This window comes from Streptomyces sp. CT34, assembly GCF_000805335.1.
Lineage (GTDB): Bacteria > Actinomycetota > Actinomycetes > Streptomycetales > Streptomycetaceae > Streptomyces.
This window is the reverse complement of sequence record NZ_KN708638.1, coordinates 2328479-2342879: the sequence shown is the minus strand read 5'-3', so window position 1 is coordinate 2342879 and position 14401 is coordinate 2328479. Positions and strand designations below refer to the sequence as shown.

The following is a 14401-nucleotide window of genomic DNA, read 5'->3' as shown; positions in this document are numbered from 1 at the left end:
CGCGGATCGGCGGCGCGGTACGGCGCGGCCGGCGCTCCGGCCGCCCCGGTGCGCTCCACGGGGCGGCCGGACCGGGCGGTCAGCCCCGGCGGTAGCCGAGGACCGTCATCATCCCCGACTCCGAGTGGTAGATGTTGTGGCAGTGCAGCATCCACAGCCCCGGGTTGTCGGCGTCGAAGTCGACGGCGACGTCCTCCTCGGGCCGCACGATCGTGGTGTCCTTGCGCGGCCCGCCGCCCGGGAGCGTGAAGCTGTGCCCGTGCAGGTGGATCGGGTGCCACATCTTGGTGAGGTTGCGGAACTCCAGCCGCACCCGCTCGCCCTGCTGCACCGGATAGCGCTGGGACGGGGTGTACGGGCGGTCGTTGATCGCCCAGTTGAAGCGCAGCATGTCGCCGGTGAGCCGCATGCTCAGGGTGCGGTCCGGCCGCCGGGAGCGGGCCCGTACGCTCTCGTGCGCCCGGAGCTTGTCGGCGGTCATCACATGCCCGTCCAGCGCCCTGGGCCGGTCCCTGGAGTCCGGTGCCCGGTCGTTCGCGGTGCGCAGCAGGGCGCGCGCGGACCGGCTCTTGCCCTCGGCGAGCGCGACCAGCGGGAAGACGCCCTCCTTGGCGGTGACCACGACGTCGTAGCGCTCGGCCATGCCGATCAGCAGCGCGCCGGTCCCGGTGTGCTCGACGGGGTTGCCGTCGGTGTGCGTGATGGTCATGTCGTGGCCGCCCAGCGCGACCCGGTAGGCGGTGTCGCCGCCCGCGTTGATGAAGCGGATGCGGATGCGGTCGCCGGGCCTGGCGTGGAAGGTCTCCGGGTGCCGGTCCGTGCGGCCGTTGATGAGGTGGTACGGGTAGTCGATGTTGCCCGGCATGCTGCGCAGCAGGGAGCTGCGGGCGGTGTCGTGCAGGAGGCGGGAGGGGGGCCCGCCGTGGCCGGGCCCGGGGCGGCCTTGCTGGCGGAACCCCCCGCGGCTCGCCCGCTCCTCCGTGAACCGGTCGTCGTAGAGGAAGCCGTCCCTGCCCATGAAGCCCAGGTCCAGGCCGTCCCGGCTGAGGTCCATGCCGCGGCGGAAGGCCTCGGTCAGCTCGTCCGTGTCCACCGGGGACGGGTCCGGCAGCCAGTCGTCCCGGTCGCCACGGCCGCTGTGGTCGCCGTGTCGCCCGTGCTCTCCGGGGTCGTGGTCATGACCGTGGCTGTAACCGTGTCCGTGTCCGTGGCCGGAGTCGTGGTCGTGGTCGTGTCCGGAGTGGCGTCCGTGCCCGTCGTGGCCCGCGCCGTGCCCGTGGCCACCGCCGTGCGAGCCGCCGTTCCCGCCGCCGTCACCGTCGCCGTGCATGGGGTCCCGGCCGTGGTTGAGATCCTTCAGCACGGTGTCCGGGTCGCTGCCGTCCACCCCGTCGAGCCAGTCGTCCAGCACGACGACCCACTCCTTGTCGTACGACAGCGGCTCCTTGGGGTCCTCGACGATCAGCGGGGCGTACAGCCCCCGGTCCATCTGGACCCCGACGTGCGGATGCATCCAGTAGGTGCCGGGCTCGGTGACCCGGAAGCTGTAGCGGAAGGAGCCGCCGGGCCGGACCGGACGCTGGGTGACGTCGGGGACGCCGTCCATGTCGTTGCGCAGGTGCAGCCCGTGCCAGTGCAGCGTGGTGGACTGCGGCAGGTCGTTGAACAGGGTCACCGCGAGGGTGTCGCCGGCGGTGATCCGGACCTCCTTGCCGGGCAGCCGCTCGCCGTACGTCCAGGTGTCGACCGTGCGGCTGCCCAGATCGATCCGGGACTTGCGGGCGGTGACGCGCAGCGTGTGCACCGGGCCGGAGTGCCGCCGGCCCTCGGCCGCGGAGACCTCGGGGCCGTTCGGGTCGACGTAGCCGGCCTGGCTGGAGCCGTGCTCGCCGTGCCGGCCGTGGCCGTCGTGCCCGCGGTCCGGGCCGGGACGCGAGGCGGCCGAACCGGGGGTGGCCAGCAGGCCACTGCCGGCGACCGCGATGCCCGCACCCAGCAGGGCGCGGCGGGAGTGCGTGGGAAGGGAATCCATGGGGTGAGTACCTCGTGGCGATGTCAGGGGAGCGGGGAGCGGCGGCGGGCAGCGGACTCCGGCAGGCGCCGCGGGTCCCCGGACCGAGGGGCGTTACGCGGCCGAGCGGAGTCGGAACCGGGGAGTGCCGGGGTCCTCGGGGCAGGCACGGTGCGCTCCTGCGCACGCGGTCGGCGGTGGGGCGAGGCGCCGTCAGTGCGGCCCCGGGGGTATCGGCCAGCCCCCGCGCGGCGGGTGACCGCACCGGGCGGCGGCCTTGCGGTGTGCACCCATCGCGGACCTCTCGACAGCCGGGGACCAACGCACGCACCCTTGCTCCCGGGCCTGCCGGCCCCGGAGGTGGCCCCTCGCGCCGCGCTCGCCGCGTCCCGATGGCCATCCGCCTATTCTTGGCCTTCCCCGTCCCTCCGGCATATCCGGCATTCCGGATGCGTCGTCGGGACCACCCGAACACCAGGATGTCCGTGAGCCGCCCCCGCCCCGCCGCCCGCCGCCTCGCCGCCGCGCTCCTGCTGCTCGGCGCGGTCGCCTACACCGCCTGGGTCCTGGAGCTGGTGATCGCCACCGGCCTGGACCCGGTACGGGCGTACGTCAGCGAACTCGCCGCCGCCGACCAGCCGCTCGGCGGCCTGTTCCGCGCCACCGACCTGGTCGCCGGGCTGCTGGTGCTGGCCGGTGCGCTGACCGCGCCGGCGGGAGGGGCCGGGCCGCGGGGGCCGGCCGGTTCGCCGCGCGCGGAGCGGCAGCCCTGGGCGGTGGCCGGTTGGGCCGCGCTGGCGCTGTTCGGCGGCGCCACCGCGCTGGACTCCCGGCTGCCGCTGAGCTGCGCGCCGACCGGCGACCCGGTGTGCGCGGCCCGCGAGACCGCCGGACTGGTCCCGGCCACCCACACCGCGCACGCCGTCAGCAGCTCCCTCGCCATGCTGGGTGCGCTCGCCGCGCTGGTGCTGCTCACCGTGGCCGCCCGCCGCCACGGCCAGTGGCCGGCGCTGGCCCGCTTCGGCCCGCCGCTGGTACTGGCGGAACTGGCCGCCACGCTCTGGACCCTGGCCGCGGTCGCCGCCTTCACCGCCGACCGCGGCACCTGGGCCCTCGGCGTCGGCCAGCGCCTCCAGGTCCTGCTGGTCGCCCTCTACCTCGCGCTGCTCGCGGGCTGCCTCGCGCGGCCGGGCGGAGCCGCGGCCCGCCGCGCGGCGGCGCACCCGCACCCGGCCGCTCCCGCCGCCCCGGCCGCTGGCCCGCCGAACCCGCCTACCCTGCCGAACCCGCCTACCCCGCCCCGAGGAGAGCCGTGAACCAGCCCGTACGGACCCGCACCGCCCCCGGCCGCATGGTGCGCGTGGGCGGTCTGCCGCTGCACGTGCTGCGCGAGGGCCGCGGCCCGCTGTGCGTGCTCAGCGGCGGACTCGGCATGGCCTGGTTCGACTGGGACGCGGTCGCCGCGCTGCTCGCCCCGTACCGCACCGTGGTCCGGTTCGACCGGCCCGGACTCGGCCTCAGCGCCGCCGCGCCCGGGCCGCCCGACCTCGCCGCCGAGGCCGACCGGATCGCCCAACTCCTCGACGCGCTGGGCCACATGGGGCCGGCGACGGTCGTCGGGCACTCGCTCGCCGGCTTCCACGCCGAGGCGTTCGCCCGGCTGCACCCGGCCCGCTGCGCCGGTCTGGTCCTGGTCGACGGCAGCATCGAGGAGGACCCACGGCCCCGCCTGCCGCGCGCGGTCCGCACGGCCTGGGCCGGCGGCCTCGCGGGCGCGCTGTCCGCCGCCGGGCTGCCGTGGCTGCTCGGCCCCGCCGCCCGCCGCCTGATCACCCGCGCCTCGACCGTCGGCAGCCACCCGCGGCACGGGTGGGAGCGCGCCGGATACCGCACCAGCCGGGTTCTGCGCGGGTGCGTCCTGGAGAACGCGAGCTACCCGTACCAGGCCGCCGACCTCGCCGCGCTGCGCCGCCGCCGCCCGCTGCCCGCCGTCCCGGTCGCCGTCCTGGCGGCCCACGACGGCGGCGAGGCGCCCCGCGAACTGCGCCGGCTGGAGCGCCAGCGGGCCCTGGCGGCGGAACTGGGCGGCCACTTCGCACTCGCCGCGCCCTCCGGCCACCTGGTGATGGCGGACGCGCCGGGGGCGGTGGCCCGGGCGGTACTGGACCTCCCGTGAGCGGTCGGCGGAGCGCCTGCCCGAGGGACACGCGGGCCGTCCCGGTCCGCGCCGCGGCGGGTGTTCGTGCACCCTGGGGGAGGGGAGGAACGCCGAGGCACGAGGTACTCAATATCCGGTCAACAGGGCATCTGCGGCCGTCCAAGACTGCGCCAAGCCGGCCGATTGCCGCGTCCCGTCGCGCTGAGCGTGGTGACGGCGGGAAAGATGCGCGATGGGGGTCACGGGTCAGCGGTTCTGATTCAGGCCAAGGGTGCGTAATGTGACGGTAACCCCCTGACGTGATACTGGTGTGCCGGACCGCGGTGTTCCACGCGCGTGGACAGGCCGATTGACCTGCGAGGATTGGTGACCCATGGACAAGCAGCAGGAGTTTGTGCTCCGGACGCTGGAAGAGCGCGACATTCGCTTCGTCCGGCTATGGTTCACCGACGTTCTCGGGTTCCTCAAGTCCGTGGCGGTGGCGCCGGCCGAGCTGGAGCAGGCGTTTGACGAGGGCATCGGGTTCGACGGCTCGGCCATCGAGGGATTCGCCCGGGTGTACGAGTCCGACATGATCGCCAAGCCGGACCCCGGCACCTTCCAGATCCTGCCCTGGCGCGCCGAGGCCCCGGGCACCGCCCGGATGTTCTGCGACATCCTGATGCCGGACGGCTCGCCCTCGTACGCCGATCCGCGCTACGTCCTCAAGCGCATCCTCGCCAAGACCTCCGACCTCGGCTTCACCTTCTACACCCACCCCGAGATCGAGTTCTTCCTGCTCAAGGACAAGCCCGTCGACGGCTCCCGGCCGATCCCCGGCGACTCCTCGGGCTACTTCGACCACACCCCGCAGAACGTCGGCATGGACTTCCGCCGCCAGGCGATCACGATGCTGGAGTCGATGGGCATCTCGGTGGAGTTCAGCCACCACGAGGGCGCCCCCGGCCAGCAGGAGATCGACCTGCGCTACGCCGACGCGCTCTCCACCGCCGACAACATCATGACCTTCCGGCTGGTGATGAAGCAGGTCGCGCTGGAGCAGGGCGTGCAGGCCACGTTCATGCCCAAGCCGTTCTCCGAGTACCCGGGCTCGGGCATGCACACCCACCTCTCCCTCTTCGAGGGCGACCGCAACGCCTTCCACGAGTCGGGCTCGGAGTACCAGCTCTCCAAGGTGGGACGGTCGTTCATCGCCGGCCTGCTCCGGCACGCCGGCGAGATCTCCGCCGTCACCAACCAGTGGGTCAACTCCTACAAGCGCATCTGGGGCGGCACCAACCGCACCGCGGGCGCCGGCGGCGAGGCCCCCTCGTACATCTGCTGGGGCCACAACAACCGCTCCGCGCTGATCCGCGTCCCGATGTACAAGCCCGGCAAGATGGGCTCCACGCGGGTCGAGGTCCGCTCGATCGACTCCGGCGCCAACCCGTACCTGACGTACGCGGTACTGCTCGCGGCCGGCCTCAAGGGCATCGAGGAGAGCTACGAGCTCCCGGCCGGCGCCGACGACGACGTCTGGGCGCTGTCCGACTCCGAGCGCCGCGCGATGGGCATCGAGCCGCTGCCGCAGAACCTCGGCGAGGCCATCGAGCTGATGGAGCGCAGCGAACTGGTCGCCGAGACGCTGGGCGAGCACGTCTTCGACTTCTTCCTGCGCAACAAGAAGCAGGAGTGGGAGGAGTACCGCTCCGAGGTCACCGCCTTCGAGCTGCGCAAGATGCTGCCGGTGCTGTAACCGGCCGGAGCGCTTCCACGGGGAACGGCGTGGGGGCCTGCGGCAGTTGCCGCAGGCCCCCACGCCCCGCCTCCCCCTCCCCGGGGCGTCGCCCGGTGGAAATGCGCGGCGATATCCGCCACCGCGCATGCCGTCCGCACTCCTTGTAGCGGAGTCCTCGAAGGTTTGAACGCCGTACTGTGCATTCTCGGTGGAATGCCTTGACGGAAAGTGCGGACGGAATGCCGGGGCGGAATACCGTACGGGGAAATGGCGGTGAATCAGGCGCGGGAAATGCGGTGCGGTCCGCCGGACGGCGGGATTTCCGCTATCGCGAATTCCTGGCCGAGGTGCCGGCTTCGGGTACCGGGCGAGGCGGGGGAGGGATGGTGCGGGCGCATGGTCGCCCTCCGCCGCCCGGCCCGAGCCCGTGCGGGATTCCCGTCACGCGCAGAGGAGGACGATGAGGCCCTTGCAGTCTCCCTCTTCGCCTTCGCCACCGCCGCCTCCGTGGTGGTGGCCCTTGCCGCCCTTGTCCTCGTCGCCCTTGTCCTCGTCACCCTTGTCTTTGTCGCCCTTGTCCTTGTCGCCCTTGCCGCCCTTGCCGTCGGCCGGGTGCGCCTGGGCGTCCGGAGCCTTCGTGGCGGCGTGCGAGGCGGGCGGTGTCATGGCCGTGGCGGAGGCAGCCGTCGGCGCCCCCGCCGCGAGGGCGATACCCAGGGCGGCGCCGACCGAGAATATCCGGGAAAGAGTCTTCTTTCGTTGGTTCATCTTCGGAGTGCTCCTTTCTTCGGGCGATTCATCTGGCGGAGCGTTCACTCAATCACCATGCACGCTCCGGTGGCGACTTTCGCCTGGAGGGCGGCTGATCGGGTGAAACGCGGAATCGCATGGAATCCGGTGAATCGGCTTTTGAAAACGGTGCACCGGCGCCGTGATTTCCGGGACTTGCGGGTCGTTCGCCGCCTTTCGCCGTTTTCCCGCGCGCTGTCCGCACCCCCTGGCGCCGGCCCCGGCGAACATCGGCCGACCCGGCCCGAAGCGCGCTCCACAGTGATCAGCGCCTTACGACGGAACCCGCGGAGCCGCTAACGTTGGCGACCGGCCCCGCCGGCAGCGGCGGCCCCGTGCCGGTCCCCCGGAGGCCCGTCCGAGAGGGGCCGACGAGGACCGAGAACGACCGCTCCGCCGCAGGTCAGAGGGCCCGCCGGTAGAGTCGTGTGAGGAGAGGAGCACCATGCGTCGAACCCTGCGCACCACGCAGCGGGAGCGGGCGGAGCACCGCTCCTGGGCCACCGCCCGCGCGCTGCGGACGATGCCGCCGGTGCTCTGAGCCCGCATCAGCCCCGTGCCCGAGCCGACCAGCCACCGAGAGGCCGCCCCATGGCACTACCCGCTCCGCAGGGACGGCGGAGCAGCACCTTCACCCGGCTGCTGAGGCACGGTTTTACCGACCCCTCGGCCGCCGGGAAGCTGCTCGACGCCCCCGAACTCGCCTCCGTACGCGAGGACTCGGTGCTCCTCGAAGCGCTCGGGGCCACCGCCGATCCCGACCTGGCGCTGCTCGGCCTGGTGCGCCTGGTGGAGGCGCAGGAGCCGGCCGAGCGGCAGGAGCTGCTGGCCACCGTGGCCGCCGCCAAGCCGCTGCGCGACCGGCTGCTGGGGGTCATGGGCGCCTCCGAGGCGCTCGCCGACCATCTGGCCCGGCACCCGCGGGACTGGCGGTCGCTGGTCACCTACGAGTCGGTCGACCTGCACCCCACCACGCCCCAGTTCGAGCAGGCGCTCGCCGAGGGCGTCTGGGGCGAGCGGGGCGCCGACCGGCCGCGCGCGGACGCGCTGCGCGCCGCCTACCGCCGCTGCCTGCTGGGCATCGCCGCCCGCGACGTGTGCGGCACCACCGATGTCGCCGAGGCCGCCGCCGAACTCGCGGACCTGGCCACCGCCACCGTCCGCGCCGCCCTGGAGATCGCCTACGAGGAGCAGCCCGGCGACGCCGCGCTGTGCCGGCTGTCGGTCATCGGCATGGGCAAGTGCGGTGGCCGGGAGCTGAACTACGTCTCGGACGTCGATGTCATCTTCGTCGCCGAGCCCCGGGAGGGCGCCGAGGAGGCCAAGGCGCTCCAGGCCGCGACCCGGCTCGCCGCCCGGATGATGCGGCTGTGCTCGGACAGCACGGCCGAGGGCACCATCTGGCCGGTCGACGCCAACCTGCGCCCCGAGGGCCGCAACGGCCCGCTGGTGCGCACTCTCAGCAGCCACCTCGCCTACTACCAACGCTGGGCCAAGACCTGGGAGTTCCAGGCGCTGCTCAAGGCCCGCCCGATGGCCGGGGACGTGGCGCTGGGCCAGGAGTACGTCGACGCGCTGTCGCCGATGGTCTGGGACGTCGCCGAGCGGGAGAACTTCGTCGCCGACGTCCGCCAGATGCGCCTGCGGGTCGTCGAGAACATCCCCGCCGCCCAGGTCGACCGCGAGCTCAAGCTCGGCCCCGGCGGGCTGCGCGACGTCGAATTCGCCGTCCAGCTGCTCCAGTTGGTGCACGGCCGCAGTGACGCCACGCTGCGCAGCGCCACCACCCTGGACGCCCTGGCGGCGCTCGCGGCCGGCGGCTATGTGGGCCGCCAGGACGCCGCGGCCCTCGACGCCGCCTACCGCTTCCTGCGCACCCTGGAGCACCGTATCCAGCTCTTCCGGCTGCGCCGCACCCACCTGATGCCGGAGGAGGGGACCGAACTGCGGCGGCTGGCGCGCTCGCTGGGGCTGCGCACCGAACCGGCCGAGACGCTGCGCCGGGAGTGGAAGTGGCACGCCCGCGAGGTGCGCCGGCTGCACGAGAAGCTGTTCTACCGGCCGCTGCTGGACGCCGTCGCCCATCTGGAGCCCGGCGAGACCCGGCTGTCCGCCAAGGCCGCCGGCCACCGCCTGGAGGCGCTGGGCTATGCCGACCCGGTGGGCGCGCTGCGGCATCTGGAGGCGCTGGCGTCCGGGGTGACCCGCAAGGCGGCGATCCAGCGGACGCTGCTGCCGGTGCTGCTCGCCTGGTTCGCGGACTCCGCCGACCCGGACGCCGGACTGCTCAACTTCCGCAAGGTGTCGGACGCGTTGGGCAAGACCCCCTGGTACCTGCGGCTGCTGCGCGACGAGGGCGCCGCCGCCGAGAACCTCGCCCGGGTGCTGTCCGCCGGCCGGCTCGCCCCCGATCTGCTGCTGCGCGCCCCCGAGGCGGTGGCCCTGCTCGGCGCCGCCGACGGGCTCCAGCCGCGCGGCCGGGCCGCCCTGGAGCAGGAGGTGCTGGCCGCGGTGGGCCGCGCGGACGGCGCCGAGGCGGCGGTGGCGGTGGCCCGCGGGGTGCGCCGCCGGGAGCTGTTCCGCACCGCCGCGTCCGACGTGATCGGCGCGTACGGAACGGAGTTCAGCCCGGCCGACAACGACCACGGCCATGCCGTCGACGCGGTCGGCTCGGCGGTGTCCGACGTCAATGCGGCCACCCTCGCGGGCGCCCTGCGGGCCGCGGTCCGCGAGCGGTGGGGCGACACCCTGCCCACCCGGTTCACGGTGATCGGCATGGGCCGCTTCGGCGGCCACGAGCTGAGCTACGGCTCGGACGCCGATGTGCTCTTCGTGCACGAACCGCGCGCGGGCGCCGACGAGCAGGAGGCCGCCAAGGCCGCCCACGCGGTCGCCAACGAGATGCGCCGGCTCCTCCAACTCCCCTCCTCCGACCCGCCGTTGCTCATCGACGCGGATCTCCGCCCGGAGGGCAGGTCGGGCCCGCTGGTGCGCAGCCTCAACTCGTACGCGGCGTACTACCGGCGCTGGTCGCTGGTGTGGGAGGCGCAGGCGCTGCTGCGCGCCGAACCGGTCGCCGGCGACATGGAGCTGGGGGAGCGGTTCATCGCGCTGATCGACCCGCTGCGCTATCCGGCCGAGGGGCTGGGCGACGACGCGGTCCGCGAGATCCGCCGACTCAAGGCCCGGATGGAGTCCGAGCGGCTGCCCCGCGGCGCGGACCCGACCACCCACGCCAAGCTGGGGCGCGGCGGGCTGAGCGACGTCGAGTGGACGGTCCAGCTGATGCAGATGCGGCACGGCTGGGAGATCTCCGGGCTGCGCACCACCCGCACCCGCGACGCACTGGCCGCCGCGCACGCCGCCGGGCTGATCGGCACCGAGGACGCCCAGACGCTGGACGAGGCCTGGGTACTGGCGGCGCGGGTGCGCAACGCGGTGATGCTGGTGCGCGGCCGTCCCGGCGACACCTTCCCGGCGGACGGCCGGGAGCTGTCGGCGGTGGGCCGCTACCTCGGCTATGAGGAAGGTCACGTCGGGGACATGGTCGAGGACTACCGGCGGATCACCCGGCGGGCCCGGGGCGTCATGGAGGAGCTGTTCTACGAGGGCTGAGCCCCGCCCCGGGCGCTGTGGCCCTCAGCCCTCCACGCCCCGCACGCCCTCATGCCCGCAGTGCGGCCGGCTCCGGCACCACGTGCCGCGCCAGCCGGTGCGGCAGCGTCCCGTACCAGGCGAAGGCCAGCGCGAAGCCGAAGGCCAGGCACAGCACCCCGCCCAGCGCGTCCAGCCAGAAGTGGTTGGCGGTGGAGACGATCACGGTCAGCGTCGTGGCCGGGTAGAGCAGCCCCAGCACCCGCGCCCACACGGGCTTCGCCAGCAGCGCGATGGTGATTCCGCACCACAGCGACCAGCCGATGTGCATCGAGGGCATCGCGGCGTACTGGTTGGACATCGAGGCGAGGTTGCCGGACGCCATCGAGCCCCAGGTCCCGTGCTGGATGACGGTGTCGATGAAGCCGCCGTCCGGCATCAGCCGGGGCGGCGCCAGCGGGTAGAAGTAGTAACCGACCAGCGCGATACCGGTGGTGGCGAACAGCGCCAGCCGGGCCGCCGCGTAGCGCCCCGGATGCCAGCGGTAGAGCCAGATCAGCACGCCGATCGTCACGATGAAGTGCAGCGTCGCGTAGTAGTAGTTCATCGAGACGATCAGCCACGTCACCGAGTTCACCGCGTGGTTGACGGTGTGCTCGACGGCGATGCCCAGCGCGTGCTCCGCCCGCCAGATCCAGTCGGCGTTCCGCAGCGCCTGGGCCTTCTGCTCGGGCACCGCGTTGCGGATGAGCGAGTACGTCCAGTAGCTGACCGCGATCAGCAGGATCTCGAACCAGAGACGGGGTGTGCGAGGAGACCTCAGGTGGGTCAGGAGCCCCCTGTCCGGGCGGTCCGCGCGCTCCCCGCTGGGCGCCGGGGGGGCCGACAGGTCGTCCAGAGTCCTCACATTCGCTTCACCCATAGGCAGACAGTCTGCCAGAAAGGGGTGTGTCGCCGATCATCCCCGGGTCGGGTATGCGCCCCCCCGGATCCTTCAGGGGGAGGATACGGGTTTCCCCCAAGGGTCCCCCCGGGACACCACACCGACCCCCGCCGGTCACCGGCCGGTCACGCGGGGAAGCACGGCGTCCACCCCGCCGGCCCGCTAGCCACCCCGCGACGGCCGGGGGATCTTCGCAACTTTGGGCTGCTTTGCCGGTTTTGCGGTCTTCGCCGGTGTTGTCGATGGCGGTGACGGCGGTGATGTCCGCGATGTCGTCGGCGTCAGCGGCGAGGACTTCGGGGCGGACGCCGTCGAACCGCGCACCACCAGCTCGGGATGGAAGACGAACTCGCTGTGCGGTGCCGGGGTGCCGCCGATCTCCTCCAGCAGGGCCCGCACCGCGGCCTGGCCCATGGCGGGCACCGGCTGGCGGATGGTGGTCAGCGGCGGATCGGTGAAGGCGATCAGCGGGGAGTCGTCGAAGCCGACCACGGAGATCTCCCGCGGGACGTCCAGCCCGCGCTGGCGGGCCGCCCGGATCGCCCCGAGCGCCATCATGTCGCTGGCGCAGACGATGGCCGTGGCGCCCCGCTCGATCAGCGCGCCCGCCGCGGCCTGGCCGCCCTCCAGGGTGTAGAGGGAGTGCTGGATGAACGGCTCCGCCGCGGCCGGCCCGATGTCCAGCTGCTCCCGCAGGCAGCGCAGGAACCCCTCGATCTTCCGCTGGACCGGTACGAACCGCTTGGGGCCGAGCGCCAGCCCGATCCGCCGGTGCCCCAGCGCGGTGAGATGCGTGACGGCCAGTTGCACCGCGACGCGGTCGTCGGGGGAGACGAACGGCGCCTGCACCTTGTCGGAGAAGCCGTTGATGAGGACGAACGGCACGCCCTGGCCGCGCAGCCGCTCGTAGCGCGACATGTCGGCGGAGGTGTCCGCGTGCAGCCCGGAGACGAAGATGATGCCGGCCACCCCGCGGTCCACCAGCATCTCGGTCAGCTCGTCCTCGGTGGAGCCGCCGGGCGTCTGGGTGGCCAGTACGGGGGTGTAGCCCTGCCGGGTCAGCGCCTGCCCGATGACCTGGGCGAAGGCCGGGAAGATGGGGTTCTCCAGCTCCGGGGTGATCAGTCCGACCAGGCCGGCGCTGCGCTGCCGCAGCCGCACCGGGCGCTCGTAGCCCAGCACGTCGAGAGCGGCCAGCACGGACTGGCGGGTGGTGGCGGAGACGCCGGGCTTCCCGTTGAGAACCCGGCTGACGGTGGCCTCGCTGACACCCGCCTGCGCTGCGATATCGGCCAGCCGGGCGGTCATGGAACGGGACTGTACCGGTCGCATGTCAGATTGCCCACCAGGCGCAGCTGTCCCCCGGGACCACCGCGCAACCGCCGTCCACGGCCACCGGGGCGCTGGAGAGCAGCAGCTCGCCGGGCAGCGGGAGTTCGGCGTCCCGGCCCAGGGTGTTGACCGTGCACAGCACCCCGGGGCGGGCGAACGCCAGCACTCCCTCGGGGGCCGGCCGCCAGCTCATCTCCCCGTCGCCCAGCCCCGGCAGACGGCGGCGCAGTTCCAGCGCGGCGCGGTAGAGCTCCAGCGTGGAGGACGGATCGCCGGTCTGCGCCGCGACGCTGAACAGGTGCCAGCCGGCGGGCTGCGGCAGCCAACTGCCCCCCTGACCGAAGCCGTACGGCGGCTGTTCGCCGGACCAGGGGAGCGGTACCCGGCAGCCGTCCCGGAAGCCGTCCTGCCCGCTGGCTGCGGTGCGGCCGTCGGCCCCCGGCCCGTCGACCGCGGCACGGCCGCCGCGGAAGAACGCCGGGTCCTGGCGGACCTCGTCGGGCAGGTCGGTGACCTCGGGCAGGCCCAGTTCCTCGCCCTGGTAGAGGTAGGCGGAGCCGGGCAGCGCCAGCATCAGGAGGGTGGCGGCGCGGGCGCGGGCCAGTCCGCCGCCGAGGCGGGTGGTGTGGCGGACGACGTCGTGGTTGGAGAGGACCCAGGTGGTGGGCGCACCGACCGAGGCGGTCGCGGCGAGCGAGGCGTCGATGACCCGGCGCAGCGCCCCGGCCTCCCAACCGGTGTTCAGGAACTGGAAGTTGAACGCCTGGTGGAGTTCGTCGGGGCGGACGTAGAGGGCGAGGCGCTCGACGCTGGGGGCCCAGGCCTCGGCGACGCCGATCCGCTCGCCCGGGTAGCCGTCCAGCAGCTGCCGCCAGGTGCGGTGGATGGCGTGCACCCCGTCCTGGTCGAAGAAGGGCAGGACCTGTGAGCCGATCAGCCGGGCCTGTTCGCCGTGGCCGATGTCGGGGAGACCGGGGGCCTTGACCATGCCGTGGGCGACGTCGATCCGGAAGCCGTCCACGCCCAGGTCCAGCCAGAACCGCATGATGGCGGCGAACTCCTCATGCACCTCCGGGCGCTCCCAGTCGAGATCGGGCTGCTCGGGGGCGAAGAGGTGCAGATACCAGTCACCGCGCTCCGTACGGGTCCAGGCCGGGCCGCCGAAGACCGACTCCCAGTCGTTGGGCGGGAGTTCGCCCCGCTCGCCCTTGCCGGGCCGGAAGACGTAGCGCTGCCGGGCGAGCTCGGGGTCCCGGAACCACGGGTGCCGGTCGGAGGTGTGGTTGGGGACGATGTCGACGATCACCCGCAGACCCAGCGCATGGGCGGTGTCGATCAGGTCGCCGGCGTCCTGGAGGCTGCCGAAGAGCGGGTCGACGGCGCGGTAGTCGGCGACGTCGTAGCCGCCGTCGGCCTGCGGGGAGGCGTAGAACGGGGTGAGCCAGACGGCGTCCACGCCCAGGTCCCGCAGATACGGCAGCCGTTCGCGCACCCCGCGCAGATCGCCGACGCCGTCGCCGTCGCTGTCGGCGAAGGAGCGGACGTAGACCTGGTAGATGACGGCGTCGCGCCACCATCGCGGACCTCGGCGTGGTCCGGCGGCCTGGGGGGCGGGGCTGGGGGAAGTGAGCTCCTGGGTCATCTGCCGTCCCTGTCAGGTCAAGAGGCGAAGGTGCTTCCACCGAGTCAACGCTCGGGCGGGCGGCGGGTGACGGCGGGCGACGGGGGGAGGGGGCCGCCAGGGGTCCCGTTCCGGCCATCACAGTGCAAAGTCTTCCAGTTGTCTTGCAGAAAGTTCCCGCAACATCTTTCGGTTTGTTTTCGGCGCTGTTACCTTCCAGACCGCCAACTGAGGCT

At 73.3% G+C, this 14401-nt stretch carries 9 protein-coding genes; 4 read left to right on the top strand and 5 right to left on the bottom strand.

All coding sequences use genetic code 11. The annotated features are described in order from the left end of the window. Nucleotides 1-79: 79 nt before the first annotated feature. The gene (locus RZ84_RS40885) at nucleotides 80-2032 is read right to left on the bottom strand and encodes a multicopper oxidase family protein (RefSeq protein WP_043264084.1); all 1953 of its coding nucleotides are present in this window, start codon (nucleotides 2030-2032) and stop codon (nucleotides 80-82) included. Between the two features lie 458 nt (nucleotides 2033-2490). Here RZ84_RS40885 and RZ84_RS10400 point away from each other — a divergent pair, with 458 nt between their 5' ends. The 3 genes from RZ84_RS10400 (at nucleotide 2491) to glnA (ending at nucleotide 5904) form a co-directional block, all read left to right on the top strand. Then, nucleotides 2491-3327, top strand: coding sequence for a DUF998 domain-containing protein (locus RZ84_RS10400; RefSeq protein WP_078893670.1), 837 nt, complete (start codon nucleotides 2491-2493; stop codon nucleotides 3325-3327). A gap of 35 nt (nucleotides 3328-3362) precedes the next feature. Beyond that, nucleotides 3363-4187, top strand: coding sequence for an alpha/beta fold hydrolase (locus RZ84_RS10395; protein ID WP_043269535.1), 825 nt, complete (start codon nucleotides 3363-3365; stop codon nucleotides 4185-4187). Nucleotides 4188-4542: 355 nt separating this feature from the next. Continuing rightward, the gene (gene glnA, locus RZ84_RS10390; RefSeq protein WP_043264083.1) at nucleotides 4543-5904 is read left to right on the top strand and encodes a type I glutamate--ammonia ligase; all 1362 of its coding nucleotides are present in this window, start codon (nucleotides 4543-4545) and stop codon (nucleotides 5902-5904) included. Between the two features lie 423 nt (nucleotides 5905-6327). On the opposite strand, the gene RZ84_RS39620 is transcribed toward glnA, so the two are convergent. Further along, on the bottom strand, nucleotides 6328-6654 hold the full coding sequence (locus RZ84_RS39620) for a hypothetical protein (RefSeq protein ID WP_043264082.1): 327 nt from the start codon (nucleotides 6652-6654) through the stop codon (nucleotides 6328-6330). A 612-nt stretch (nucleotides 6655-7266) separates the two neighbouring features. Between RZ84_RS39620 and RZ84_RS10380 the strand changes: the two genes are divergently transcribed. Then, nucleotides 7267-10290 carry a bifunctional [glutamine synthetase] adenylyltransferase/[glutamine synthetase]-adenylyl-L-tyrosine phosphorylase gene (locus RZ84_RS10380; protein ID WP_043264081.1) on the top strand — a complete coding sequence of 1008 codons (3024 nt, stop codon included), beginning with the start codon at nucleotides 7267-7269 and terminating at the stop codon, nucleotides 10288-10290. 49 nt (nucleotides 10291-10339) lie between these two features. Here the strand turns inward: RZ84_RS10380 and RZ84_RS10375 are convergent, their stop codons facing one another. From RZ84_RS10375 to RZ84_RS10365, 3 genes are all read right to left on the bottom strand, one after another. After that, nucleotides 10340-11191: a phosphatase PAP2 family protein gene (locus RZ84_RS10375; protein WP_043264080.1), complete on the bottom strand. Its 852-nt coding sequence runs from the start codon at nucleotides 11189-11191 to the stop codon at nucleotides 10340-10342. Between the two features lie 183 nt (nucleotides 11192-11374). Continuing rightward, complete coding sequence (locus RZ84_RS10370; protein ID WP_241777645.1) at nucleotides 11375-12520, bottom strand: LacI family DNA-binding transcriptional regulator; 1146 nt, start codon at nucleotides 12518-12520, stop codon at nucleotides 11375-11377. 25 nt (nucleotides 12521-12545) lie between these two features. Further along, nucleotides 12546-14186, bottom strand: a complete 1641-nt coding sequence (locus RZ84_RS10365; RefSeq protein WP_043264079.1) for a glycoside hydrolase family 13 protein — start codon at nucleotides 14184-14186, stop codon at nucleotides 12546-12548. Nucleotides 14187-14401: the final 215 nt, after the last annotated feature.